Origin of the sequence: Comamonas faecalis (assembly GCF_039538025.1) — a bacterium.
GTDB classification, from domain to species: Bacteria; Pseudomonadota; Gammaproteobacteria; order Burkholderiales; family Burkholderiaceae_C; genus Comamonas_C; species Comamonas_C faecalis.
The window spans coordinates 38,398-63,427 of record NZ_BAABBP010000018.1; the positions used below are offsets into that span (position 1 = coordinate 38,398).

General features: G+C 66.2%; 20 protein-coding genes and 1 pseudogene. 9 read left to right on the forward strand and 12 right to left on the reverse strand.

Translation table 11 applies throughout. From position 1 onward, the window contains the following. Window positions 1-5: 5 nt before the first annotated feature. Window positions 6-3,656 (reverse strand): hydantoinase B/oxoprolinase family protein, encoded by a 3,651-nt coding sequence (locus ABD767_RS10950; RefSeq protein ID WP_103044521.1) that lies wholly within the window; start codon window positions 3,654-3,656, stop codon window positions 6-8. A gap of 238 nt (window positions 3,657-3,894) precedes the next feature. Between ABD767_RS10950 and ABD767_RS10955 the strand changes: the two genes are divergently transcribed. Then, on the forward strand, window positions 3,895-5,727 hold the full coding sequence (locus ABD767_RS10955; protein WP_344869675.1) for a peptidase M14: 1,833 nt from the start codon (window positions 3,895-3,897) through the stop codon (window positions 5,725-5,727). A 131-nt stretch (window positions 5,728-5,858) separates the two neighbouring features. Here the strand turns inward: ABD767_RS10955 and ABD767_RS10960 are convergent, their stop codons facing one another. From ABD767_RS10960 to ABD767_RS10975, 4 genes are all read right to left on the reverse strand, one after another. Next, a complete protein-coding gene (locus ABD767_RS10960; RefSeq protein ID WP_103045255.1) occupies window positions 5,859-6,599 on the reverse strand; it encodes an ATP-binding cassette domain-containing protein in 741 nt (246 codons plus the stop codon). A gap of 27 nt (window positions 6,600-6,626) precedes the next feature. Next, the gene (locus tag ABD767_RS10965) at window positions 6,627-7,724 is read right to left on the reverse strand and encodes an ABC transporter permease subunit (protein ID WP_103045256.1); all 1,098 of its coding nucleotides are present in this window, start codon (window positions 7,722-7,724) and stop codon (window positions 6,627-6,629) included. Window positions 7,725-7,727: 3 nt separating this feature from the next. Then, window positions 7,728-8,918, reverse strand: coding sequence for an ABC transporter permease subunit (locus tag ABD767_RS10970; protein ID WP_103045257.1), 1,191 nt, complete (start codon window positions 8,916-8,918; stop codon window positions 7,728-7,730). Between the two features lie 111 nt (window positions 8,919-9,029). Next, complete coding sequence (locus ABD767_RS10975; protein WP_103045275.1) at window positions 9,030-10,055, reverse strand: transporter substrate-binding domain-containing protein; 1,026 nt, start codon at window positions 10,053-10,055, stop codon at window positions 9,030-9,032. A gap of 419 nt (window positions 10,056-10,474) precedes the next feature. Between ABD767_RS10975 and ABD767_RS10980 the strand changes: the two genes are divergently transcribed. Next, window positions 10,475-11,350, forward strand: coding sequence for a TIGR00730 family Rossman fold protein (locus tag ABD767_RS10980; RefSeq protein WP_103045258.1), 876 nt, complete (start codon window positions 10,475-10,477; stop codon window positions 11,348-11,350). Between the two features lie 93 nt (window positions 11,351-11,443). On the opposite strand, the pseudogene ABD767_RS10985 reads toward ABD767_RS10980, so the two are convergent. The 6 genes and pseudogenes from ABD767_RS10985 to ABD767_RS11010 form a co-directional block, all read right to left on the reverse strand. Further along, window positions 11,444-11,584, reverse strand: a pseudogene (locus ABD767_RS10985) (MFS transporter); the annotation flags it as partial. Window positions 11,585-11,656: 72 nt separating this feature from the next. Then, on the reverse strand, window positions 11,657-13,315 hold the full coding sequence (locus ABD767_RS10990; protein ID WP_103045259.1) for a DNA recombination protein RmuC: 1,659 nt from the start codon (window positions 13,313-13,315) through the stop codon (window positions 11,657-11,659). A 1-nt stretch (window position 13,316) separates the two neighbouring features. Beyond that, window positions 13,317-14,300, reverse strand: coding sequence for an NAD(P)-dependent oxidoreductase (locus tag ABD767_RS10995; protein ID WP_103045260.1), 984 nt, complete (start codon window positions 14,298-14,300; stop codon window positions 13,317-13,319). Window position 14,301: 1 nt separating this feature from the next. Then, window positions 14,302-15,717 (reverse strand): sodium:proton antiporter, encoded by a 1,416-nt coding sequence (locus ABD767_RS11000; RefSeq protein ID WP_103045276.1) that lies wholly within the window; start codon window positions 15,715-15,717, stop codon window positions 14,302-14,304. Window positions 15,718-15,752: 35 nt separating this feature from the next. Beyond that, window positions 15,753-16,937, reverse strand: coding sequence for a nicotinate phosphoribosyltransferase (gene pncB, locus ABD767_RS11005; RefSeq protein ID WP_103045261.1), 1,185 nt, complete (start codon window positions 16,935-16,937; stop codon window positions 15,753-15,755). Between the two features lie 150 nt (window positions 16,938-17,087). Further along, window positions 17,088-17,570 (reverse strand): thioesterase family protein, encoded by a 483-nt coding sequence (locus tag ABD767_RS11010; protein WP_103045277.1) that lies wholly within the window; start codon window positions 17,568-17,570, stop codon window positions 17,088-17,090. A gap of 195 nt (window positions 17,571-17,765) precedes the next feature. Here ABD767_RS11010 and ABD767_RS11015 point away from each other — a divergent pair, with 195 nt between their 5' ends. Beyond that, entirely contained in the window at window positions 17,766-18,323 is a 558-nt protein-coding gene (locus ABD767_RS11015; RefSeq protein WP_103045262.1) for a TIGR01841 family phasin, read from the forward strand. Between the two features lie 279 nt (window positions 18,324-18,602). Here the strand turns inward: ABD767_RS11015 and ABD767_RS11020 are convergent, their stop codons facing one another. Beyond that, on the reverse strand, window positions 18,603-18,830 hold the full coding sequence (locus tag ABD767_RS11020; protein ID WP_103045263.1) for a hypothetical protein: 228 nt from the start codon (window positions 18,828-18,830) through the stop codon (window positions 18,603-18,605). 292 nt (window positions 18,831-19,122) lie between these two features. Between ABD767_RS11020 and ABD767_RS11025 the strand changes: the two genes are divergently transcribed. The 6 genes from ABD767_RS11025 to asd all read left to right on the forward strand — a co-directional run bounded on the left by ABD767_RS11025 (window position 19,123) and on the right by asd (window position 24,908). Then, window positions 19,123-20,070: a LysR substrate-binding domain-containing protein gene (locus ABD767_RS11025; RefSeq protein ID WP_103045264.1), complete on the forward strand. Its 948-nt coding sequence runs from the start codon at window positions 19,123-19,125 to the stop codon at window positions 20,068-20,070. A gap of 64 nt (window positions 20,071-20,134) precedes the next feature. Then, window positions 20,135-21,556 (forward strand): 3-isopropylmalate dehydratase large subunit, encoded by a 1,422-nt coding sequence (gene leuC, locus ABD767_RS11030; protein ID WP_103045265.1) that lies wholly within the window; start codon window positions 20,135-20,137, stop codon window positions 21,554-21,556. A 13-nt stretch (window positions 21,557-21,569) separates the two neighbouring features. Next, window positions 21,570-21,728 (forward strand): entericidin EcnAB, encoded by a 159-nt coding sequence (locus ABD767_RS11035; protein WP_103045266.1) that lies wholly within the window; start codon window positions 21,570-21,572, stop codon window positions 21,726-21,728. A 4-nt stretch (window positions 21,729-21,732) separates the two neighbouring features. Next, window positions 21,733-22,386 (forward strand): 3-isopropylmalate dehydratase small subunit, encoded by a 654-nt coding sequence (leuD, locus tag ABD767_RS11040; RefSeq protein WP_103045267.1) that lies wholly within the window; start codon window positions 21,733-21,735, stop codon window positions 22,384-22,386. Window positions 22,387-22,459: 73 nt separating this feature from the next. Next, window positions 22,460-23,530, forward strand: coding sequence for a 3-isopropylmalate dehydrogenase (gene leuB / locus ABD767_RS11045; protein WP_103045268.1), 1,071 nt, complete (start codon window positions 22,460-22,462; stop codon window positions 23,528-23,530). Between the two features lie 265 nt (window positions 23,531-23,795). Continuing rightward, a complete protein-coding gene (gene asd, locus ABD767_RS11050) occupies window positions 23,796-24,908 on the forward strand; it encodes an aspartate-semialdehyde dehydrogenase (protein ID WP_103045269.1) in 1,113 nt (370 codons plus the stop codon). Window positions 24,909-25,030 lie beyond the last annotated feature (122 nt).

Here is a 25,030-nt window from a genome sequence, read left to right on the forward strand (position 1 = left end):
CCGCCCTACCCTTCGGCCACGCCAAACCCGCCACCGCCCGGCGTCTGGATCTCGAACACGTCGCCCGGCTGCATCTGCACCTGGCCGATGTGGCCAAGCTCCTCGACGCGGCCGTCCGCGCGCAGCACGCGGTTGATGCCAAGCGCGCCGGCACTGCCGCCTGCCATGCCAAACGACCCTTGCACGCGGCCGTTGGACAAAATGCTGGCGGTCATCGGTTCGAGGAAGCGCACGCGGCGCACGCCGCCGTCGCCGCCATGCCAGCGCCCGGCGCCGCCCGATCCGGCCCGGATGGCATAGCTGTCCAGGCGCACCGGAAAGCGCCACTCCAGCACCTCGGGGTCGGTCAGGCGCGAGTTGGTCATGTGCGTCTGCACCACGGCCGTGCCGTCGAAGCCGCCGACGAGTTGGCCCGCGTCGTCGAACAGGCCGCCGGCGCCGCTGCCGCCCGAGATCGTCTCGTAGTACTGGTGGCGGGCGTTGCCGAAGGTGAAGTTGTTCATCGTGCACTGGCTGGCCGCCGACACGCCGAGCGCGCCGATCAGCGCGTTGGTGATGCAGCTCGACGTCTCGACGTTGCCGGCGACGACCGACGCCGGCGGGCGCGGGTTGAGCATGCAGCCCTCGGGGATGCGCACCTCGATGGGTTTGAGGCAGCCGGCATTGAGCGGAATGTCGTCGTCCACCAGCAGGCGAAAGCTGTAGAGCACGGCGGCCATGGTGACAGCCGTCGGCGCGTTGAAGTTGTTCGTCAGCTGCTCTGATGTACCGGCGAAGTCGACGACGGTGCTGCGCGTGGCCGCGTCGATGCGCACGGCGACGCAGATGCGCGCGCCGTTGTCCAGCTCCAACGTATAGCTGCCGCCCTCGCCCAGGCGCGCGGCCAGGCGCGTAATCGCACTGCGCACCGACTCCTCGGCGTTGTCCTGCACGTGCTGCATATAGGCCTGCACGACGGGCAGGCTGAACTGCTGCACCATGTGCACCAGCTCCTGCACGCCCTTCTCATTCGCGGCGATCTGCGCCTTCAGGTCGGCCAGGTTCTGCTGCGGGTTGCGGCTGGGGTATTTGCCGCTGGCCAGCAGCGCAAGGATTTTCGCCTCCTGCAGCACGCCGGCGTCGACCAGCTTGACGTTGTCGATTTGCACGCCCTCTTCCTCGATGCGCGTGGAGAACGGCGGCATCGACCCCGGCGTGGTGCCGCCGATGTCGGCATGGTGGCCGCGGCTGCCGACGTAGAAGGTGGGCTCGGCAGCGTCGCCGATGTAGACCGGCGTGATGACCGTGATGTCGGGCAGGTGGGTTCCGCCGTGATAGGGGTCGTTGAGCACGAACACGTCCCCGCGGCGCATGCTGGCGCGGTTGCGCGCGATCACGGTCTGGATGCTCTCGCCCATGCTGCCCAGGTGCACCGGCATGTGCGGCGCGTTGGCAATCAGCTGGCCGGCCGCATCGAACAGCGCGCAGCTGAAATCGACGCGCTCCTTGATGTTGACCGAGTAGGCGGTGTTCTGCAGCTGCAGCCCCATCTGCTCGGCAATGTTCATGAACAGGTGGTTGAACACCTCCAGCAGCACCGGGTCGGCCGTGGTGCCCGCCGCGTGCACCACGGCGCGCGGCGCGTGGCGCGTGAGCAGCAGGTGATCCAGCTGCGTGAGCCGCGCGCTCCAGCCGGGCTCGACCACCGTGGTGGCGTTCTGCTCGGCGATGATGGCCGGCCCCTCGATCCGGTCGCCCGGGCGCAGATCCTCGCGCACCACCAGCGCCGCGTCGTGCCAGGCGGGCATGCCGTCGATGGCAGTGGTGAAGACGCCCACCGTGTCGCGCCGCGGCACGTCACGCGGCGGGTGCAGCGGCTGCACGGCTTCATTGGCAGGCGCGCCGGCAATGACGGCCTCGGCCGAGACTGCCTCGACGACCAGCGCCTTGCCTTGCATCACGAAGGCGAAGCGCTGGCGGTAGGCCTGCTCGAACGCCGCGGTGATCTGCGCCACACTGCCAAACGGCACGACCAGCACCGAGTCCGTGCCCTCGTAGCGCAGATGCACGCGCCGGTGCACCGTGGCGGGCGCGGGGGCGGACTGCAGCGCATCGTGCAGCTCGGCCAGCGCGTCGTCGGCCAGCGACTGCAGCACCTCGGCAATCCGCGCCATCGACGTCTGCTGCAGCGGCAGCTCCAGCGCCTGCTCGCGCATCGCGTTCTGGTCGGCCAGCCCCATGCCGTAGGCCGACAGCACGCCCGCCAGCGGATGCACCAGCACCTGGCCCATGCCCAGCGCGTCGGCCACCAGGCAGGCGTGCTGGCCGCCGGCGCCGCCAAAGCACTGCAGCGTGTAGCGCGTCACGTCATAGCCGCGCGCGACCGAGATCTTCTTGATCGCCCCGGCCATCTGCTGCACCGCAATCTGGATGCAGCCATGCGCGACGGCCTCGGGCGCGCGGCCGGTCTGCGCGGCCCAGTCGGCAAAGCGCTGGCGCACCACGTCCGCGTCCAGCGGCGCGTCGGCGCCGTGGCCGAACACGCTGGGGAACCAGCGCGGCTGCAACTTGCCGACCATCACGTTGGCGTCGGTCACCGCCAGCGGGCCGCCGCGGCGGTAGCTTGCCGGGCCGGGGTTGGCGCCGGCGCTCTCGGGGCCGACGCGAAAGCGCGCGCCGTCGAAGTTCAGGATGGAGCCGCCGCCGGCCGCGACGGTGTGGATGCTCATCATCGGCGCGCGCATGCGCACGCCGGCCACCTGGGTCTCGAACTCGCGCTCGAACTGGCCGGCAAAGTGGCTCACGTCGGTGCTGGTGCCGCCCATGTCGAAGCCGATCACCCGCGCGCGCCCCGCCAGCTGCGCGGTGCGCGCCATGCCGACGATGCCGCCGGCCGGCCCCGACAGAATGGCGTCCTTGCCCTGGAACAGGTGGGCGTCGGTCAGCCCGCCCGAGGACTGCATGAAGTACAGCGGCACGCCCGGCATCTCCTGCTGCACCTGATCGACGTAGCGGCGCAGGATGGGCGAGAGATAGGCGTCCACCACCGTGGTGTCGCCGCGGCTGACGAACCGCATCAACGCACTGGTGGCGTGCGATGTGCTGACCTGGGCAAAGCCCACCTCGCGCGCCAGGCGCGCCGCCGCCTGTTCGTGCGCGGTGTAGCGCCAGCCATGCATGAAGCAGATCGCCACGCTGCGCAGCCCGGCGTCGTACGCGCCCTGCAGCGCCGCGCGCAGTTGCACCTCGTCGAGCGGCTGCACCACCTCGCCGTGCGCGCCAACGCGCTCGCGCGCCTCGACCACGCGGCTGTACAGCATCTCGGGCAACACGATGTGGCGGTCGAAAATGCGCGGCCGGTTCTGGTAGGCAATGCGCAGCGCGTCGCGAAAGCCCTGCGTGGTCACCAGCAGCGTGGGCTCGCCCTTTCGTTCGAGCAGCGCGTTGGTGGCCACCGTCGTCCCCATCTTCACGCATTGCACCTGCGCCGGCGTGATCGGCGCGCCCGCAGCCAGCCCCAGCAGGTGGCGGATGCCGGCCACCGCCGCGTCGCGGTATTGCTCGGGGTTGTCCGACAGCAGCTTGTACGCCAGCAGCCGACCGTCGGGCCGGCGCCCGACGATGTCGGTGAACGTGCCCCCGCGATCCACCCAGAACTGCCAGCGCTGATCGGCCATCGTCGTCTCCATTTGCGTTTTGCTAGGAGGCTGTCGGACTTGGAGCGTCGAAAGCGAGAATCGGCCCCAGCGAGCACAGTTTTTGCCGGATTTGCAGCCCAATAGCCGAGCTATTGGGCAAAAAGACGGTAAAAAATGAGCCGCTGCGGTCGATTTGCAGCCGACGATTTCCAAGTCCGACAGACTCCTAGATTTGCAATCTAACCCAGGAACCAGCTCAGGAACAGGAAGGCCAGGCATGAACACGGCACCACCCCATACCGTTGCAGGCCATCCGGTGCCAGTCGCCGTGCTGTGCGACGCCCGCTTCGCGCGCACGCTGGACGACTGGGTCGCACGCTTTTGCGACCCGCGCTGGCGCGGCACCTTCGTCGAGGGCTGGCTGTTCGAGTCCGCCCCCGCGCGCCGCAACGCCGAACGGCAGCTGGCGCGCGCTGGCGTGCACGCGCGGCTACACAGCGCGTACAAGCCGCTGCTGCACCACGTGATCGAGCAGGTCGACACACAGGGCCTGGCGCACATGCACATCACCTGCCCCACGCCGCGGCATGGCCCGGCGCGGCGTTTTGCGCTGGAGGCCTACCCACTGGCGCGCCTGCTGCCCGAAGGCGCGGTGACGCTGGCCACGCGCGCAGACAACGACCCCTGGTACGAGCTGCAACTGCAATGGCAGGACGGACGAGCGCACCGCGAGCGCATCTTTGCACCCAACCGCGTCCACTCCGATGCAACCGGTGCGCCCACGCTGTCGCCCACCGGCTGGCTGCGCATCGGCACGCGCGCGGGCGCGGCCGACTTGGTCGATGCGCGCGAGGCCACCGACTGCGAGCAGGCTTTCGAGCACGCGGTGCACTGCATCGCAGCGCACGCCTGGCCGGCGCAGGAGCCTTATTTCGAGCAATTGCAAATCGACCTGCACCTGCCCGCCGGCGAACTGGCGCTGCCCTGGGCGGGCGAGACCGTCAGCCTGCTGGAGGCCATGCACGAAGAGCTGTACTTCTCGCTGCTCGAACACTTCCAGAAGCGCAGCGGCCGCGCACCTGGTGATCGGCGGCTGCAACCGGGCCAGATCGTGCCGCAGGTGCACGGCGGCGCCGCGCAGCCGCATATGCGCGTGCAGACCGTGCGCTTCGACGCGCCTGCCCAGGACGCGCAAAACCACTCCAGCTGGCACGCTGCCACCGACGGCCAGCCGCTGGACACGCTGGATCGCCCCCCGTCGCCGCAGCGCATCGCAGCGCTACTGCAGTCCTGGGGTGGGATGCACTTCGGCGCACCGACGCGCCAGGGTCGGCGCGTGGCGGGCCTGTATCACGCGGGCAGCGACCACCCAGTGCTGATCAGCGGCGGGCAGCACGCCAACGAGACCTCGGGCGTGGTCGGCGCGCTGCGTGCAGCGCAAGCGCTGCGCAGCACGAGCGGCGCGCACTTTGCACTGATGCCGCTGGAGAACCCCGACGGCTATGCCCTGCACCACCAGCTGTGCCGCAAGCATCCGCACCACATGCACCACGCCGCGCGCTACAGCGCACTGGGCGACGACATCGAGTACCGCGAGACGCCGCCGCTGCTTGAACGCCTGGCGCGCCAGCAGGCGCTGGCGCTGTCGGGCGCGCAGTTGCACGTCAACCTGCACGGCTATCCGGCGCACGAATGGACGCGGCCGCTGTCGGGCTACGTGCCGCGCGGCTTCGAGGCCTGGATGCTGCCCAAGGGCTTCTTTCTGATCCTGCGCTGCCACGGCGGCTGGCAGGCGCGCGGCCGCTCGCTGCTGCTACAGGTCTGCGAGCGCCTGCATGCCCTGCTGCCCGCGCTGCAGGACTTCAACGCCCGCCAGCGCGCGCTGTACGAGCGCCACGCCGGGCCGCTGCCGTTCGAGGTGATAGCCGGCATCGCCTGTATGCAGGTACAGACTGCCCACGACGCGCCGGTGACGCTGATCAGCGAGTTTCCTGACGAGACCGTCGATGGCGAGGACTTCGTGTTCGCCCACACGGTGCAGATGCACACCGTGCTGGCGGCGGTGCAGGTGTGGCAGAAGGTCATGGCCGCCAACCCATCGTCGGCCTGAGGACGCATGGGCGCAGTGGCGCACCCGTCATTTCATTTCCATACCAACCGATTACTTTGTCGGCTTCGCTTGTCGTGCTACAGCACTGTCTGCGCTTCACCTTCGCGTACTCGATCGATATAGAAATGGAATCAGTGAATGATCTGCTGCAGAAACAGCTTGGTGCGGTCGCTTTGCGGGTTGTCGAAGAAGGCGTCGGGCGTGTTCTGCTCGATGATCTGGCCCTGGTCCATGAAGATCACCCGGTCGGCCACCTGGCGGGCAAAGCCCATTTCGTGCGTCACGCACAGCATGGTCATGCCGCTCTCGGTGGCCAGCTCGATCATCACCTGCAGCACCTCCTTGACCATCTCCGGGTCCAGCGCCGAGGTGGGCTCGTCGAACAGCATGATCTTGGGCGCCATGCACAGCGAGCGGGCAATGGCCACGCGCTGCTGCTGCCCGCCCGACAGCTGGCCCGGATACTTGCCCGCCTGATCGGGAATGCGCACGCGCTCCAGGTATTTCATCGCGGTGGCAACGGCCTCGGCCTTGGGCTTCTTCAGCACCCAGATCGGCCCCAGCGTCAGATTCTCCAGCACCGTCATGTGCGGGAACAGGTTGAAATGCTGGAACACCATGCCCACCTCGCGGCGGATTACCTCGATCTGCTTGAGATCGTTGCTCAGCTCGGTGCCGTTGACGACGATCTGTCCCTGCTGATGCTCCTCCAGCCGGTTGATGCAGCGAATCATCGTCGACTTGCCCGAGCCCGACGGCCCGCAGATGACGATGCGCTCGCCCTGCGCCACGCTCAGATTGATGTCGCGCAGTACGTGGAACTGGCCGTACCACTTGTTGACGTTCTTGAGATCGATGATCGGTTCTGGCATCTTCAAACACCTGCGCGGCAGCACGCGTCAGCGCTGCTGCCCCTGGTTGAGGTGGTGCTCCAGCGACAGGCTGTAGCGCGACATGGAAAAACAGAAAACAAAGTAAATGACCGCGATGAAGATGTAGGAGTCGATGCTGAAGCCCTGCCAGGCCGAGTCGAGCACCGCCGCGCGCGCGGCCTGCATCAGGTCGAAGATGCCGATGATGACCACCAGCGACGTATCCTTGAACAGCGAAATGAAGGTGCTCACCAGCGTCGGTATCGACACCTTCAGCGCCTGCGGCAGGATGACCATGCGCATCTGCTGCCAGTAGGTCAGGCCCAGAGAGTCGGCGCCCTCGTATTGCCCCTTCGGTATCGCCTGCAGGCCGCCGCGCACTACCTCGGCAATGTAGGCGGCGGTGAACAGGATCAGCGCGATCTGCGCGCGCAGCAGCTTGTCGATCGAAAACCCCTCGGGCAGAAACAGCGGCAGCATGACCGAGGACATGAACAACAGACTGATCAGCGGCACGCCGCGGATCAGCTCGATGTAGATCACGCACACCGCCTTGACCGCCGGCATGTTGGAGCGCCGCCCCAGCGCCAGCAGCACGCCGAACGGAAACGCCAGCCCGATGCCGAAGGTCGCCAGGATCAGCGTCAGCGGCAGGCCGCCCCAGTTGCTGTCCTCGACATAGGTCAGGCCAGCGACGCCGCCCCACATCAGCACGCCCACGGCCGTGAGCGCCAGTGGCCAGGCCAGCGCCAGCCAGGGGCGCCAGAAACGGCGCACGCAGCTGGCGGCGATGATGCCGACCAGGATGGCCGCGGCAAGCAGCGGGCGCCACTGCTCGTCATACGGGTACAGGCCAAACAGGATCAATCGGTGCTTCTCGCGCACCAGCGCCCAGCAGTAGCCACCGTTTTCGCGGCAGCCCGCGGCCGTGGTCGCGGCCAGGTCGGGCTTGAGCCAGAAGTAATCCAGCAGTGCGGGCAGCGCCAGCAGCAGCACCCACAGCGCCAGCACCGTGAGCAACGCATTGAGCGGCGAGGAAAACAGGTGCTGGCGCAGCCAGCCGACAGCGCCCGTGCTGCGCCGGGGCGGAGGCCGTGATTCGATCAACGTGGGCGCGGTGCTCATGGTTCAACGCTCCGTCAGCGCCACGCGCCGGTTGTACCAGTTCATGAACGCCGAGATCGACAGGCTCACGCTGAGATACGCCAGCATGATGATGGCGATGCCCTCGATCGCCTGCCCGGTCTGGTTCATGATGGTGTTGGCCACGGCCACGATGTCGGGGTAGCCAATGGCCACCGCCAGCGAACTGTTCTTGACCAGGTTCAGGTACTGGCTGGTCATCGGCGGGATCACGACGCGCAGCGTCTGCGGCAGGATGACCAGGCGCAGCACGCGCGAGCGCTTGAGCCCGATCGAGGCGGCCGCCTCCCACTGCCCCTTGTCGACCGCCTGGATGCCGGCGCGAACCACCTCGGCGATGTAGGCCGCGGTATAGGACACCAGGCCGGCGATCAGCGCGAAGAACTCGGGTGTCAGCACCAGGCCGCCCTGGAAGTTGAAGCCCTTGAGCTCGGGCCGGTCGAGCTGCCAGGACGCGCCGCCCAGCCACCACAGCACAAGCGGCAACGCCACCAGCAGCGCGGCGCAGGCCGGCAGCAGCGGGAACGCGCGGCTGGTCGCCTCCTGGCGCCTACGTGCCCAGTGCGCCAGCACCAGGCACAGCACGATGGCCAGCGCCAGCCCGCCGATCAGCCACTCCATTGCATGGTCCTGCAACCAAGGCAGGCGCAAGCCCCGGTTGGAGATGAAGACATGGGGCAGCGGCTGCCAGGCCTGGCGCGGCCCGGGCATGACTTCGGTGACTACCGCGTACCAAAAAAACAGCTGCAGCAGCAGCGGCACGTTGCGCATGACCTCCACGTACAGCCCGCACAGCCGCGCCACCAGCCAGTTGTGCGACAGCCGCCCGATGCCCAGCACCGTTCCCCACAACGTGGCCGCCACGATGCCGATCACCGACACCATCAGCGTATTGAGCAGGCCGACGATCACCGCCCGCCCATAAGCGTCGGTCGCGTCATAGGCAATCGTGGACTCGCCAATCGCAAAACCAGCCTGCTGCGACAGAAAGCCGAAGCCGGTCGTGATGTTGCGCGCCGCCAGGTTGTGCAGCGTGTTGCTGGCCAGGTACCAGATCAACAAGACCACCAGCGCGACCAGGCTCACCTGGTAGATCAGCGCGCGGGTGGCTGGGTCGTTCCAGGACCAGCGCCGGGGACGCGGCGCCGGGAGCGTCTCACGTTCAGTCGTTGCCATGGGTCAGCTTGCAGGGGTGGCAGGGGTGGCGCCCGGCGGCGGCGCCGCAGCGTTCAGGCCGATGAGACCTGCGCCATGGCGCGCCTTGGGCGCGATGGTGGGAAAGACGCCTCAGCGGATGGGCCAGGCGTACATCACGCCGCCGTTGGTCCACTGCGCGTTCAGGCCACGGTCGAGCTTGAGTGGCGAGCCTGCTCCCACATTGCGGTCGAACGACTCGCCGTAGTTGCCCACTTGCTTGACGATGTTGTAGGCCCAGCGGTTGTTGACTGCCAGACCCTTGCCCATGTCGCCATTGACGCCAAGAATGCGCTGGATGTTGGGGTTGTTGCTCTTGAGCATCTCGTCGACGTTCTTGGACGTGATGCCGTATTCCTCTGCCTCCAGCCAGGCATTGAGCGCCCAGCGCACGACCATGAACCACTCGTCGTCACCTTGGCGCACCATCGGGCCCAGCGGCTCCTTGGAGAAGTTCTCGGGCAGGATCACGAAATCATCGGGCGACGAGGACGACGCCCGCAGGCTGGCCAGCTGCGACTTGTCGCTGGTCGTGGCGTCGCAGCGCCCCGCCTCGAAGGTGCGGAATCCCCCTTCGGAGGTCTCGATCACCACCGGCTTGTAGTTGAGTTTGTTGGCGCGGAACCAGTCGGCCAGGTTCAGCTCGGTGGTCGTGCCCTGCAGCACGCAGACCGAGGCGCCGTCGAGTTCCTTGGCGCTTTTCACGCCCAGGCTCTTCTTCACGATGATGCCCTGGCTGTCGTAGTAGTTGATGCCCGCGCTCATCAGGCCCAGCGTCGTATCGCGCGCCAGCGTGGCCGTCGAGTTGCGCGTGAGCACGTCCACCTCGCCCGACTGCAGCGCCGTGAAGCGCTGTTGCGTCGTCAGCGGCGTGGCCTTGAACTTGGATGCATCGCCAAAAACGGCCGCGGCAACGGCCCGGCACATGTCGACGTCCAGCCCCTTCCACACACCCTTGCTGTCGGCCAGCGAAAAGCCCGGCAGGCCCGGATTGATGCCGCACTGCACGAAACCTTTCTTCTTGACCGCGTTATAGGTATCGCCCGCGTGCGCGGTGGTGGCCACCGCAGCCCCCAGCGTCAGGGCGGCCGCAACCGCGGTTATCTTCAGCACTTGCATGGTGTCTCCTTTGATTGTTTCAATGCCAGCGGCAGGCTGCTCCAGCATCGGCTGCAGGGCCGTACATGGCTGGTTTCGATCATAGTCACGCACTTTGGTCATCGTGATGCGGGTATGCCCGGACGGACTTCGCAGGGCGCCCGCCGGGCGCCTGCGCGGCCGCACGCAACAGGCACTGGAGCCGTTCGCACCGCATCTTTTGGGCATGCAGCGGCCACTGGACCAGATGGGTGGCAAGCGGAGGAAAACCGCGGCAGCGGCCTGCATACAATCGACCGATGCCCCAACAAATGCTTGCAATCTGCCTGGGTGCCAGCATGGGTGCGCTGGCACGCTGGCGGCCGGGTGTATGGATCAACAGCCCAGGCGCCCTGCCGCACGCGGCAGGCGAAGCCTCTATCTGACAAGAACAACACACCATGGAATCGAACACCGACCTGCGCGACACCCGGCTGGCCCACTCCTGGCAGGAGCTGTACGAGGCCAATGCCAGCGGCCTGCCGCTGACGCCCGACGCCTACCGCCTGGCCTTCACCGACCCCGAGTTCCTGCAGCGCCCCGAGACGCGCGGCATCCGCTTTCAGCTGGAGCTGCTCAAGCCCGAGCTGTCGCTGGCCGAGCAAGGCATAGAGCACACCATCGTCGTCTATGGCAGCGCCCGTTTCGTCGATCCCGAGCAAGCACAGCAGGAACTCGACCAGGCACGTGCCAGCTGCGACGCCAGCGCCACCGCGCTGGCCGAGCGCGCGGTACGCAACGCCCGCTACTACCAGCTGGCGCGCGAGTTCGCCCGCGTGATCGCGCGGCGCAACAAGCACTGCGACGCCTGCGAGCGCCTGTACATCTGCACCGGCGGCGGCCCCGGCATCATGGAGGCGGCCAACCGCGGCGCGCACGACGAGGGCGAGCCCAACATCGGCCTGAACATCACGCTGCCGCACGAGCAGCACTGCAACCCCTACATCACGCCGCAGCTGTCGTTCAAGTTCCACTACTTCGCGCTGCGCAAAATGCATTTCATGATGCGCGCCAAGGCGCTCGTCGTCTTCCCTGGCGGCTTCGGCACGCTCGACGAGCTGTTCGAGGTGCTCACGCTGGTGCAGACCGGCAAGGCCCGGCCGGTGCCCATCGTGCTGTTCGGCAAGGACTTCTGGCAGCGCCTGATCAACTTCGATGCGCTGGTCGAGCAAGGCACGATCTCGGCCGATGACCTCAAGCTGTTTCACTACAGCGACGACGCGGCCGACGCCTGGGCCTACATCAAGGCCTTCTACCGGCTGCGCAACGGCAACTGATGCGCGGACGGCATGCCTGCCTCACGGCGCAGCCGGGCCGCTCTGCTGCAGCCGCAGCGCCACGCGTGTGCCGGCTACCCACGGCCGCGCCCATGAAGCAAACGGCCCGATGAAGTTGGAGACGGCCGGCCCGATGGCCAGCCAGCTGGACAACTGGCGCAGGTGAGCCGGATCGCGCGCGCTGCGCCCCGCGTGGCGTTGCAGCGCAATCTGCGCCGATCCGGTGGCGCCGCCATGCGCATGCTGGTCATCGCCGCGTGAATGCAGGTCTGGCCGGCGATCAGGCGCAACAGGGCACGGTTCCCCTCACTCCTCGTCCCCGATCAGCAGATCCTGCGCGGGCTGCAGCGGCGTCTGCGCCGCCTCGGGCGCGGGCAGCTCCTGCACGCCGCGCAGCCGGCGCTGGATGGCACGGGTGCGCACGTCCACCTGCTCGAACCTGCGCGCGGCCGCGTCGATGGACTTGCGCGTGGCCTCGACGATGTCGCCGAACTTTCCGAACTCGGTCTTGACCTGGCCAAGCACGCTCCAGACCTCGGATGAGCGCTTCTCGATCGCCAGCGTCTTGAAGCCCATCTGCAGGCTCGACAGCATGGCGGCGAAGTTGGCCGGCCCGGTCAGCATCACGCGGCAGTCATTCTGTACCGCCTCGACCAGCCCCGGGCGGCGCATGACCTCGGCAAACAGCCCTTCGGTCGGCAGGTAGAGCACGGCGAAGTCGGTGGTGTGCGGCGGCGCAACGTATTTGCCGTAGATCTTCTTGGCCTCCAGCCGGATCGAGCTCTCGAATGCATTGCCCGCCGCCACAATCGCCGCCTTGTCGGCCGCGTCCTGCGCGTCCAGCAGGCGCTGGTAATGCTCGACCGGGTATTTGGAGTCGATCGGCAGCCACACCGGCTCATCGTCACCGCGCCCTGGCAGGCGGATGGCGAACTCGACCAGCTCGTCGCTGCCGGGCACGGTCTTGACGTTCTTCGCGTACTGCTCGCTCGTCAGCACGTTGTCGATGATCGCGCCCAGCTGCATCTCGCCCCAGGTGCCGCGCGACTTCACGTTGGTCATCACGCGCTTCAAGTCGCCCACGCTGCCCGCCAGCGTCTGCATCTCTCCCAGGCCCTTGTGCACCTGCTCCAGCCGGTCGCTGACCAGCTTGAACGACTCGCCCAGGCGCTGCTCCAGCGTCGCGTGCAGCTTCTCGTCGACCGTGCGGCGCATCTCTTCGAGCTTGGCCGCGTTGTCGCTCTGGATCGCAGCCAGGCGCTCGTTGAGCGCGTTGCGCAGCGCCTCGCCGCCCTGCTGGTGGCTGTGGATGAGCTGCGCCAGCTGCTGGGTGAGCTGCTGGGTGTCGGTCTCAAGCTGGGTCTTGAGCGCGCCCGACATCGCGCCCAGCTGGCCGTGCAGGTCGCCCTTGAGCGAGTCGAGCGTCGCGCGCATGGCCAGCGACAGCGCGTCAAAGCGCTCCTGGATGCGCTGGCCCTGCTGCTGCGCGCCCTCGGTGACCGCGTCGCGCGTGCGCAGGCTGTCGCCGGCCAACTGCTGCGCCGCCTGCGCCAGCTCGGCGCGAAACGCGGCCAGCGCCTCGCCCTGCTCGCGCCGCCCGGCCACCGCGTCGCTGCGCGCCTGCACCAGGTGCTGTTCCAGCCGCGCCTGCAACGCGGCAAACGCGGCCTGCAACTCGGCACGGCTTTCGCGGGCCTCCTGCGCGGCCTGCGCCAGCCGCGCGTCAATGCGCTGCTGCGTGGCCTGGGCAAAGGTGTTGATCTGCTCACCCAGCGCGTGCAGCGCGCCGTCGCTGCGCACCACGGCCAGCTGCGTGCCCTGCACCAGCGCTTCGAGCGATTGCAGGCGCTGCGGCCATTCGGGCGGCAACTGCACACGCGGGCGGCGCAGCAGCAGCGCAAGCAGCAGCACCAACGCCAGTACCAGCAGCGCAAGGGCTGCGTAAACCTGCCAGCCGGCGCTCATTTCAGGCACGGGTCGCGGGCTGGTTGACCGGCGTCAGCGGGCCGCGCCCGTCGAAGAAGGCAATCAGGTTGTCGGCAGCCAGGTTGGCCATGGCCAGGCGCGTGGGCACGGTGGCGCTGGCGATGTGCGGCGTCAGCACCACGTTGGTGCACGCCAGCAGCGCGGGGTTGACCACGGGTTCGCCCTCGAACACGTCCAGGCCAGCCGCCGCCAGCCGGCCCGTCTGCAGCGCGGCGGCCAGCGCCGCCTCGTCGACCAAGCCGCCGCGCCCGATGTTGGTGAGCGTGGCGGTAGGCTTCATGCGCGCCAGCTGCGCCGCTCCGACGATGTGGTGCGTCGCGCTCGTGTAGGGCAGCACCAGCACCAGGTGGTCGGCCTGCGCCAGCAGCTCGTCCATGCCAACGTACTGCGCCTTGCACTCGGCCTCGGCCTGCGGCGCCAGGCGCGAGCGGTTGTGGTAGATCACGCGCATGCCGAAGCCGTGGGCGCCGCGCCGGGCAATACCCTGGCCGATGCGCCCCATGCCCAGAATGGCCAGCGTGCTGCCGTGCACCTCGCCGCCGGCGAACATGTCGTAGCTCCAGCGCTGCCAGCGCCCGGCGCGCAGGAAATGCTCGCTCTCGGTCATGCGCCGCGCGGCGGCCATCATCAGCGCAAAGCCGAAGTCGGCGGTCGTCTCGGTCAGCACGTCGGGCGTGTTCGTCCCCTGCACACCAGCGGCGTTCATCGCGTCCACGTCAAAGTTGTTGTAGCCCACGGCCATGTTGGCCACCACCTTGAGCCGCGGGCAGGCGGCCAGCAGCGCGGCGTCGATGCGCTGGCCTCCGGTGGTCAGCGCGCCGTCCTTGTCGGCCAGCTGCCGTGCCAGCTCCTGAGGGTTCCAGGCGACGTCGTCGGGGTTGGTCTGTACGTCGAAGTGCCGGGCCAGGCGCTGCTCGACCTCGGGGAACAGGCGGCGGGCAATCAAGATACGGGGACGGGACATTTCAGGGCATCCACAGATAGGTAATCACGAAGAACAGCGGCATCAGAATGCCGAACGACCACAGCATGTAACCGAAGAAGCTGGGCATTTTGACGCCGCGATCCTCGGCAATCGCCTTGACCATCAGGTTGGGTGCGTTGCCGATGTAGGTATTGGCGCCCATGAACACCGACCCTGCGGAAATCGCCGCCAGCGTCGCCGCATGCGTGGTCATCAGGGTCGCCGCGTCGCCGCCGGCGGTGTTGAAGAACACCAGGTAGGTCGGCGCGTTGTCCAGGAACGAGGACAGGATGCCGGTAGCCCAGAAGTACATCGCCGGAATCGGCTCGCCGTCCGAACCGGTCACGGCTCGCACGATGGGGCCGAACGGTCCATCCACACCGGCCTTGAGCATCGCGATCACCGGGATGATGGTCAGGAAGATACCGGCAAACAGCTTGGCCACCTCCTGCATCGGGCCCCAGGAGAACTGGTTGTCCTCGTGCACCTGCGCTGGCGTGAGCCACAGCGAGACGGCCATGACCACGATCAGCCCCAGGTCGCGAGTCAGGCCGGGCAGGCCGACGCCCGTGCCGAAAACGTCCCACTGCACGTCGGTCTTCCAGATGCCGCTCATCAGCACCAGCGCGACGACGGCCAGCAGCAGCAGCAGATTGACCTTGCCGTCGATGCCCAGCGCCGGGGCGGGAGAGTCGGGCGTCGGGTCGCTGTGCCGGAGTTCGCCCGCCTGGCGGAAATACCAGCTGTCCACGGCAAAGAACAGCACCAGCAGCACGCCGACCAGGAACAGCGTTTCGGGGAAGATATGGCTGACGGTCCAGAAGAAGTCCACACCCTTCAGAAAGCCCAGGAACAGTGGCGGGTCGCCCAGCGGCGTGAGCGAGCCGCCGGCGTTGGAGACGATGAAGATGAAGAACACCACCACGTGCACCATGTGTTTGCGGTTGTCGTTGGCGCGGATCAAGGGCCGGATCAGCAGCATGGATGCGCCGGTCGTCCCCATGAAACTGGCCAGCACCGCACCGATGGCCAGCAGCGCGGTATTGAGTACCGGACTGCCCTTGAGGTTGCCGCGGATGTAGATGCCGCCAGCCACCGTGAACAGCGCCGCCAGCAGGATGACGAAGGGCAGGTATTCGTCGACCAGCGCATGCACCAGCCCGGCCCACGCCTGATCCATGCCGAACACCACGGCAAACGGAAGCAGAAACGCCAGCGACCAGGCCGCGGTGATCTTGCCGAAATGGTGGTGCCACAGCAGCGGCGCCAGCAGCGGCAGCACCGCAATGGACAGCAGCACACCAGCAAACGGCACGCCCCACCACACCGCCAGCTGGGCGCCATCGATGGTTGCCGCGCCCGCCCACAGGGGCGCCAGGCACAGCAGCGCCAAAACCGGCGCACGCATCTGTTTCATCGTCATTTTTTCTTGCATTGCCGTTTCCTCCTCCGTCATGCAGGGTTGGGTATGTCGAACACCTGGCGCAGATAGGCCAGGTATTTCTCGTCGTCGCACATGTTCTTTCCCGGCGCGTCCGACAGCTTGGCCACCGGCTGGCCGTTGCAGCGCGTCATCTTGATCACGATCTGCAGCGGCTCGTAACCCAGGTCGTTGGTCAGGTTGGTGCCGATACCGAACGCCAGCTGGCAGCGCCCGTGGAACTGGCGGTGCAGCGCGATGATGCGCGGCACCGTGAGCGCGTCGCTGAAGATCAGCGTCTTGGTGCGCGGGTCGACCCGGTTGTCGCGGTAATGCTGCAGCATGCGCTCGCCCCAGGCGAACGGGTCGCCGCTGTCGTGGCGCGCACCGTCAAAGAGCTTGCAGAAATACAGGTCGAAGTCGCGCAGAAAGGCGTTCATGCCATAGACGTCCGACAGCGCTATCCCCAGATCGCCGCGGTACTCCTTGGCCCAGACCTCGAAGCCGAACACCTGGGTGTCGCGCAGGCGCGGCCCCAGCGACTGACAGGCCTGCAGGTATTCATGCGCCATCGTGCCCAGCGGCGTCAGTCCCAGCTTCATCGCGTACAGCACGTTGCTGGTGCCGGCCAGTTGCCCATCGGCATCCGCCCCCAGGCGATCGCACAGCGTGCGCAGCACCTCATCGTGCCAGACGCGCGAAAATCGCCGGCGCGTGCCGTAGTCGGCAATCTTCAGGCTCTCCAGCCCACACTCGTGCAATTGGTCGACCTTGGCCAGCAGACGCCTGCGTCCCTCGGCGACATCGGGCTGAGGGTAGGCGTTGCGGAAATACACCTCGTTGACGATGGCCAGCACCGGAATCTCGAACAGGATGGTGTGCAGCCACGGGCCCTTGATCGTGATGTCGATCTCGCCATTGGCCAGCGGCGTGATCCGGATGTATTTCTCGTTCAGGCGAAACAGCGCCAGAAAGTCGACGAAATCGCTCTTGATGAAACGCCGCGCCGACAGGTAGTTCAATTCCTCGTCGCTGAAGCGCAAGCTGCACAGCGCACGCACCTCCTGGCGGATTTCATCGACCAGCGGCGCCAGCGCAAAGCCCGGGTTGCGGCATTTGAAGCGGTACTCGACCTGCGCGCCCGGAAAATGGTGCAGCACCACCTGCATCATCGTGAACTTGTACAGGTCGGTGTCCAGCAGACTGTGGATGATCATGAATGGAAAAACCCGAGACACCTCCCGCGAGAGGCAGAAAACACCCAGGTCGCCTTGACCGGGCCGTGTGTTTCATTCTGGCAGCAGTTGCGCCGTCTGCGACGCCAAACCCCAACGGGCCGTGCGCCCGCCGCTGCGGCAGGCGCTGCGTCACGCCGCCGGCATGCACAGCGCCTGCAACACCTCGCGCAGCGGCCGCGGCAGTGGCCGCGGCCTGCGATCCTCGCGCCCGACATAGACATGGACGAAATGCCCGCACGCGGCGCTCAAGGCCTCGCCCTGCGCAAACAGGCCCACCTCGTAGCGCACGCTGGAGCTGCCCAGGCGCGCCACCCGCAGCCCCGCCTCGATCACCTGCGGAAACGCCAGCGGCGCGAAATAATGGCATTGCGTCTCAACCACCAGCCCGATCGTCTCCCCCCGATGGATGTCCAGCACGCCCTGCTCGATCAAATACGCATTCACCGCGGTATCGAACCAGCTGTAGTAAACAACGTTGTTGACATGCCCGTAGACGTCGTTGTCCATCCAGCGCGTGGTCAGCGTGCGAAACGCCTTGTAAGCGCTGCGTACTTGTGCTGTCGGGCGCTGCGGCGACAGTGAAGGCGAAGAAGCAGGAGATTGGCTGTGCATGCCGCCGATTGTGCCCGCTTGCTGCTGCGGCGCCGCAACACTCGGAAACAATGAAAATGCTGCAGTGCAACAAAAAAGCTTGCAATCGCACCATCTGCCCCTACAATTGAATCCATGCTGCACTGCAACATATACATGGGTTCAGAGCAGCTCCCTCAACCCACCCCCTTGGGGTGCTTCTGAAAGGAAATCGCCATGTCTCTGTCTCCTGACCAACTGCTGGCCGCTCACAAGGCCAACATCGAAACCCTGTTCAGCCTGACCAACAAGGCCTTTGAAGGCGTCGAGAAAATCGTCGAACTCAATGTTGCCGCCTCGCGCGCCTCGTTGACCGAAGCCTCCTCGCACGCCCAGGCCATGCTGTCGGCCAAGGACGCCCAGGAACTGCTGACGCTGCAAGCCGGCCTGTTCCAGCCGCTGGCTGAAAAGACCGTCGCCTACAGCCGCCAGCTGTACGAAATCGCTTCGGGCACCGGCACCGAATTCGGCAAGGCCTGGGAAAACCAGGCTGCCGACGTCCAGCGCAGCTTCAACAGCCTGGTCGACACCGCCACCAAAAACGCCCCGGCTGGCACGGAAACCACGGTTGCCGTGTTCAAGAGCGCCGTCTCTGCTGCCAACAACGCGCTGGAGTCCGTGCAAAAGGCCGTCAAGCAGGCCAATGACATGGCTGAAGCCAACTTCAACGCCGTGGCCAACACGGCTGCCAACGCCGCCAAGACGGCTACGGCTGCCGCCGCCCGCAAGCGTTAATAACCATCAAGGATCAAGGGGGATCACCTGAATCAGGGGTTTTCCCTTAGAATGCGAACATCGGCTGCAGCCTGATATTTCAGGTAGAGCCCAACGGTTGTCTCCTTGGATCCTCTCGAAACGCAAGTTTCTGGATCCCTTCAAAGCCCGGTGGTTTCACCGGGCTTTTTTTTGCCTGTGACGCGCAGCGCCAGCAGCCGCTGCAACGCATACCAATTCCAGCGCTGCAATTCACGAGCAAGACATTACCCGCAGTCTCGCGGGCCGGCCAGACAAGCCTTAGTTGTTCTGCCTACGCACCAGCTTGCGGCCCAGTTCCGAGATCGAAAACACTCCGGCGTCCGATTTGGCGACATAGCCCCAATCGAGCAAACGCCCCGACAAATGCTGCTTGAGCGACTCGGGTATGCCCATGGGCTGGCCCATTTCCAGGAGTTTGAGCGTCTCCAGTTCATCGACGGTCGGCTCGAACGTGGGTGCGTGGTACATCGGTTGTGCGGTTGCCATGGTTTTCTCTCCTTTTCACATTTCCAGAGCCGCATTACCCGCCATGACCGCCATACTGGCCCGAGGTAGCCGGACAGCACGACCATAGCAAACAGACACGGCGCACACCGACAGCGTATTGCTTGTTGCGCCAGTGTGCAATCGGTACCCGACACGGCCAATTCGGCCCGTGACCGCATTGGAGTCGGCCATCGGCAAGCACCCACAAAACATCTCAATACAAGATGGCAAAACGAAAAATTTAGCCAAAAAACATATTGCCATCGTTAAATGCGATGATAGACTTTGCACCATGAAGCGCTCAGAGCGCAGTTTTGCGCGCCGCATCGACCTCACGTCACTGCAATTGTTCGTCGCCGTCTGCGAGTTGGGCAGCATCGGCCGCGCGGCCGAGCGCGAGTTCATTGCCGCATCCGCGGTCAGCAAACGCCTTTCGGATCTGGAGGCCGCGGTGGACACCGCCCTGCTCTACCGCCACAGCCGCGGCGTGGCATTGACACCGGCCGGCGAAAGCCTGTTGCACCACGCCCGCACCGTTCTGTTCGGCCTGGAACGCATGCAGGGCGAATTGTCCGAATACGCCGACGGCGTGCGCGGCCACGTGCGCATGCATGCCAACAAATCAGCCATCGTGCAGTTTTTGCCCGAAGACCTGGGCCAATTCGCCCGCACTCACAGCCAGGTCAAGATCGACCTGCAGGAACACCTGAGCCCGGCCGTGCTGCACGCGGTGCACGAAGGCGCTGCCGACCTGGGTATTTGCAGCGTGCCAGCCAACGGGCTGGACGACAAGCTGCAGAGCCGCCCTTACCGCAGCGACACGCTGGTGCTGGTCACGCCCCAGGGGCATCCGCTGTCCGGCCAGGCCCAGGTACGCTTTGCCGAAGTGCTGGACTGGGACATCGTCGGCCTGCACGCGGGCAGCTCGATCAGCCAGACCATGCAGGCCGCCGCTGCGCGCACCGGAAAGCCGCTGCGCCAGCGCATCCAGGCCAGCAGCCTGGACACCCTGTGCCGCATGATCGACAACGGCCTGGGCGTCGGTCTGCTGCCCGACCGCGCCTTCGAGCTGATGCAGGGCCTGGGCCGCCTGAGCGCCATCACGCTGGATGAGCCCTGGGCGCAGCGCGAACTGCGCCTGGTTGCGCGCGACTTCGACGCACTGCCGGTCACCGCCAGGCTGCTGGTCGAGCACCTGAGCGTCGCAAAAACCGAGAACGCCGCAGCACTGACCGCCTGACGCAACGCCGTCCATTCAAAAAACCAGTTCTTTCCCCTACGATCAATCACGCAACGAGGCTCTCATGGGACGCACCCTCTACGACAAGATTTTCGACGAACACGTCGTGCACACCGAAGACGACGGCACGGCCGTGCTCTACATCGACCGCCACCTGGTGCACGAGGTGACCAGTCCGCAGGCCTTCGAAGGGCTGCGCCAGGCGCACCGCAAGGTCTGGCGCAACAGCTCCATCGTCGCTACCGCCGACCACAACACGCCGACGACCGGCTGGGAACGTGGCTACGACGGCATTGCCGACCCGATCAGCAAGGAGCAGATCGTCACGCTGGATCACAACATCGAGGAATCGGGCGCGGCCGCCTTCTTTCCCTTTCTGTCGCGCCGCCAAGGCATCGTCCACGTCATCGGGCCGGAGAACGGCGCCACCCTGCCGGGCATGACCGTGGTGTGCGGCGACAGCCACACCAGCACCCACGGCGCCTTCGGCGCGCTGGCGCACGGCATCGGCACCAGCGAAGTCGAGCACGTGATGGCCACGCAGACCTTGCTGGCCAAGAAGGCAAAGAACATGCTGGTACGCGTGGACGGCCAGGTAGCGCCCGGCATCACTGCCAAGGACATCGTGCTGGCCATCATCGGCAGGATCGGCACCGCCGGCGGCACCGGCTACACCATCGAATTTGCAGGCCAGGCGATCCGCGACCTGTCGATGGAAGGCCGGATGACGGTGTGCAACATGGCGATCGAGGCGGGTGCTCGCGCCGGCCTGATCGCCGTCGACGACAAGACGATCGATTACGTGCGCGGCCGCCCGATGGCGCCCACCGGCGTCGAGTGGGACCAGGCCGTCACCTATTGGAAGACGCTGCACTCGGACGCCGACGCGGTGTTCGACGCCACCGTCGTGCTGCAGGCCGCCGACATCGTGCCGCAGGTCACCTGGGGCACCAGCCCGGAGATGGTCGTCAGCGTCGAAGACCGCGTGCCCGATCCCGAGAAGGAAAAAGACGCCAACAAGCGCCATGCGATGGAACGCGCCCTCACCTACATGGGCCTCACGCCGGGCAAGCCCATTCAGGACATCTTCGTGGACAAGGTCTTCATCGGCTCGTGCACCAACAGCCGCATCGAAGACCTGCGCGCAGCAGCGGCCGTCGTCAAAAAAATCGGGCAGAAGGTGGCAAAAAACATCAAGCTGGCCATGGTCGTGCCGGGCTCCGGCCTGGTCAAGGAGCAGGCCGAGCGCGAAGGCCTGGATCAGATCTTCATGGCCGCTGGCTTCGAGTGGCGCGAACCCGGCTGCTCGATGTGCCTGGCGATGAACGCCGACCGGCTGGAGGCCGGAGAGCGCTGCGCCTCCACCTCCAACCGCAATTTCGAAGGCCGCCAAGGTGCGGGCGGACGCACCCACCTGGTCAGCCCGGCGATGGCCGCCGCGGCAGCCATCCACGGCCATTTCGTCGACATCCGCCGCTTTGCCTAAAAGGAGATACACCATGCGAAAAATCGCTGCATTCACCGTGATGGCGCTGGCCCTGGTGCTGGCGGGCTGCAACACCTGGTCCGGCGTCAAGCAGGACGCCAAGGACGCCGGCCAGGCCACGGGGCGTGGCATTGAAAAGGCCGGTGAAAAAATCCAGGACATCTCCAAGTAACACCATGCAGAAATTCACCCTCCACCAAGGCCTCGTGGCGCCGATGGATCGCGAGAACGTCGACACCGACGCCATCATTCCCAAGCAGTTCCTCAAATCGATCAAGAAGACGGGCTTCGGCCCCAACCTGTTCGACGAATGGCGCTACCTGGATCAGCCCGGCGAGCCGGGCGTGCCCGAGGAAAAGCGCAAGCCCAACCCAGACTTCGTGCTCAACCAAACGCGCTACAAAGGTGCGTCCATCCTGCTGGCACGCAAGAACTTCGGCTGCGGGTCGAGCCGCGAGCACGCGCCCTGGGCGCTGCAGCAGTACGGCTTTCGCGCCATCCTCGCGCCCAGCTTTGCCGACATCTTCTTCAACAACTGCTTCAAGAACGGCCTGCTGCCCATCGTGCTGCCCGAAAGCACCATGGCGCAGCTGTTCGACGAAGTCGCCGCCTTCCCCGGCTACCAACTCACCATCGACCTGGAACGCCAGGTGGTCGTGCGCCCGCAGGGCGAGGAAATCCCCTTTGACGTGCAGCCATTTCGCAAGTACTGCCTGCTCGGCGGATTCGACGACATCGGCCTGACGCTGCGCCACAAGGACAAGATCGCCGCCTACGAAGCCCAGCGTCTGGCAACCAAGCCCTGGCTGGCGCACACGATGCACGCCTGACGCGCGCAGACTATCCCCTTCGACCCAGCGCCTGCCCGGCAGGTGCTGGTTGCTTTTTTAAATACTTCACACCATGAAAATCGCAGTCCTGCCCGGCGACGGCATCGGCCCCGAAATCACAGCAGAGGCCATCAAGGTTCTGCAGGCCCTGGGCCTCAAGTTCGAACTGGAAACAGCGCCCGTAGGCGGCGCCGCCTACGAAGCCGCGGGCCACCCGCTGCCCGAAGCGACGCTGAATCTGGCCAAGGCGTCCGATGCCATCCTGTTTGGCGCCGTGGGCGACTGGAAATACGACCAGCTCGACCGCCCGCTGCGTCCCGAGCAAGCCATTTTGGGTCTGCGCAAGGCGCTGAGCTTGTTTGCCAACTTCCGTCCCGCCATCTGCTATGAACAGCTGGTCGACGCCTCCAGCCTCAAGCCCGAGCTGGTCGCGGGCCTGGACATCCTCATCATCCGCGAGCTGACGGGCGACATCTACTTCGGCCAGCCGCGCGGGCGCCGCACTGCTGCGGACGGCCACTTCCCCGGCGCCGAAGAGGCGTTCGACACCATGCGCTACAGCCGCCCCGAGATCGAGCGCATCGCCCGCGTCGCCTTCGAAGCCGCCCGCAAGCGCAACAAAAAAGTCACCAGCGTCGACAAGGCCAACGTGCTGGAGACCTTCCAGCTGTGGAAGGACGTGGTCGCCGAGGTGCACAGGGACTATCCGGACGTTGCCCTGGATCACATGTACGTGGACAACGCCGCCATGCAACTGGTCAAGGCGCCCAAGGCCTTCGACGTGATCGTCACCGGCAACATGTTCGGCGACATCCTGTCGGACGAAGCCTCGATGCTGACCGGCTCCATCGGCATGCTTCCCTCGGCCAGCCTGAACGACAAAAAACAGGGCCTGTACGAGCCCAGCCACGGCAGCGCACCCGACATCGCCGGCAAGGGCGTGGCCAACCCGCTGGCCACCATCCTCTCTGCCGCGATGATGCTGCGCTTCAGCCTGGGCCAGCCCGAGGCCGCCGACCGCATCGAAGCCGCCGTCAAGCAAGTGCTGGCCCAAGGCCTGCGCACGCCGGACATCTACAGCGCAGGCACGACCAAGGTGGGCACGGTGCAGATGGGCGACGCGGTCGTCAACGCGTTGCGTTAAGACTGCGTTACCCAATGGATGCGGCGAGCCGTGCCGCATCCTCTAAAATACTGCGTCATGCGCCAATCCGCCGTTGTCATCACCATGCAGCATCCAGCTTCGTCGGCCGGCACGGCGGCACGCGCAATCATCACCAAAACCACGACCATTAAGGGCTGATCCAGCTCCGGCATCGTCGTGCGCCCTCCACCGGCCCTGACGAGCCGGCAGCAAAGACAGTCCCGCACAGCGCGCACACTGTTTTTAACTTGAAAGGGCAATTCTCATGAGCAAGCAACTGGTAGGCCTCGTCGGCTGGCGCGGCATGGTCGGCTCCGTACTGATGGAGCGCATGCAGGCCGAGGGCGACTTCGACCTGATCGAGCCGGTCTTTTTCTCCACCTCCAACGCCGGCGGCAAGGCGCCGGCGGTGGCGCGCACCCACACCCAGCTCAGGGACGCGGGCGACGTGGCCGCGCTTGCCCAGTGCGCCATCATCATCACCTGCCAGGGCGGCGACTACACGAAGGAAGTCTTCCCCCAGCTGCGCGCCAGCGGCTGGCAGGGCCACTGGATCGACGCTGCCAGCGCGCTGCGCATGGAGGACGACGCGGTCATCGTGCTCGACCCGGTCAACGACGGCCTGATCCGCCAGAAACTGTCCGCCGGCGGCAGGAACTGGATCGGCGGCAACTGCACCAACTCCATTTTGCTGATGGGCCTGAACGGCCTGTTCAACGCTGGCCTGGTCGAATGGATCAGTTCCATGACCTACCAGGCAGCATCGGGCGGCGGCGCCAAGCACATGCGCGAGCTGCTGCAAGGCATGGGCGTGATCCACGGCGCTGCGGCCGACCAACTGGCGACGCCCGCCTCGGCCATTCTGGACATCGACCGCAGGGTCGCGCAGACGATTCGCGAGGACGTCCCGACCGAACAGTTCGGCGCGCCGCTGGCCGGCGGCCTGATCCCGTGGATCGACAGCCAGCTGCCCAACGGCCAGTCCAAGGAAGAATGGAAGGGCCAAGCCGAGGTCAACAAGATCCTGGGCACCAGCGCCACCATTCCGGTCGACGGCCTGTGCGTGCGCGTGGGCGCGATGCGCTGCCACTCGCTGGCGCTCACGATCAAGCTCAGCAAAGACCTGCCGCTGGCCGAAATCGAAGCCCTCATCCAGGGCGGCAATCCCTGGGTCAAGTTCGTCGCCAACGACAAGGCGCTGACGCTCAAGGAACTCACGCCGGCGCCGATCACCGGCACGCTGCAAATCGGCGTCGGCCGCGTGCGCAAGCTCAATATGGGGCCGCAATACCTGTCGGCCTTCGTCATCGGCGACCAACTGCTGTGGGGCGCGGCCGAGCCGCTGCGCCGCATGCTGCGCATCCTGCTGCAGGCGTAACGCCCACGCCGGGGCAAGCCAGGCCGGCTGCAGCGCCGGCCTTTTCGTTGTCCCCAACCAACAGGACAAGCATATTTACGGCGCTCCGGCAAACCCGTATGAAGTTGCAGCGGTGCGTCAGC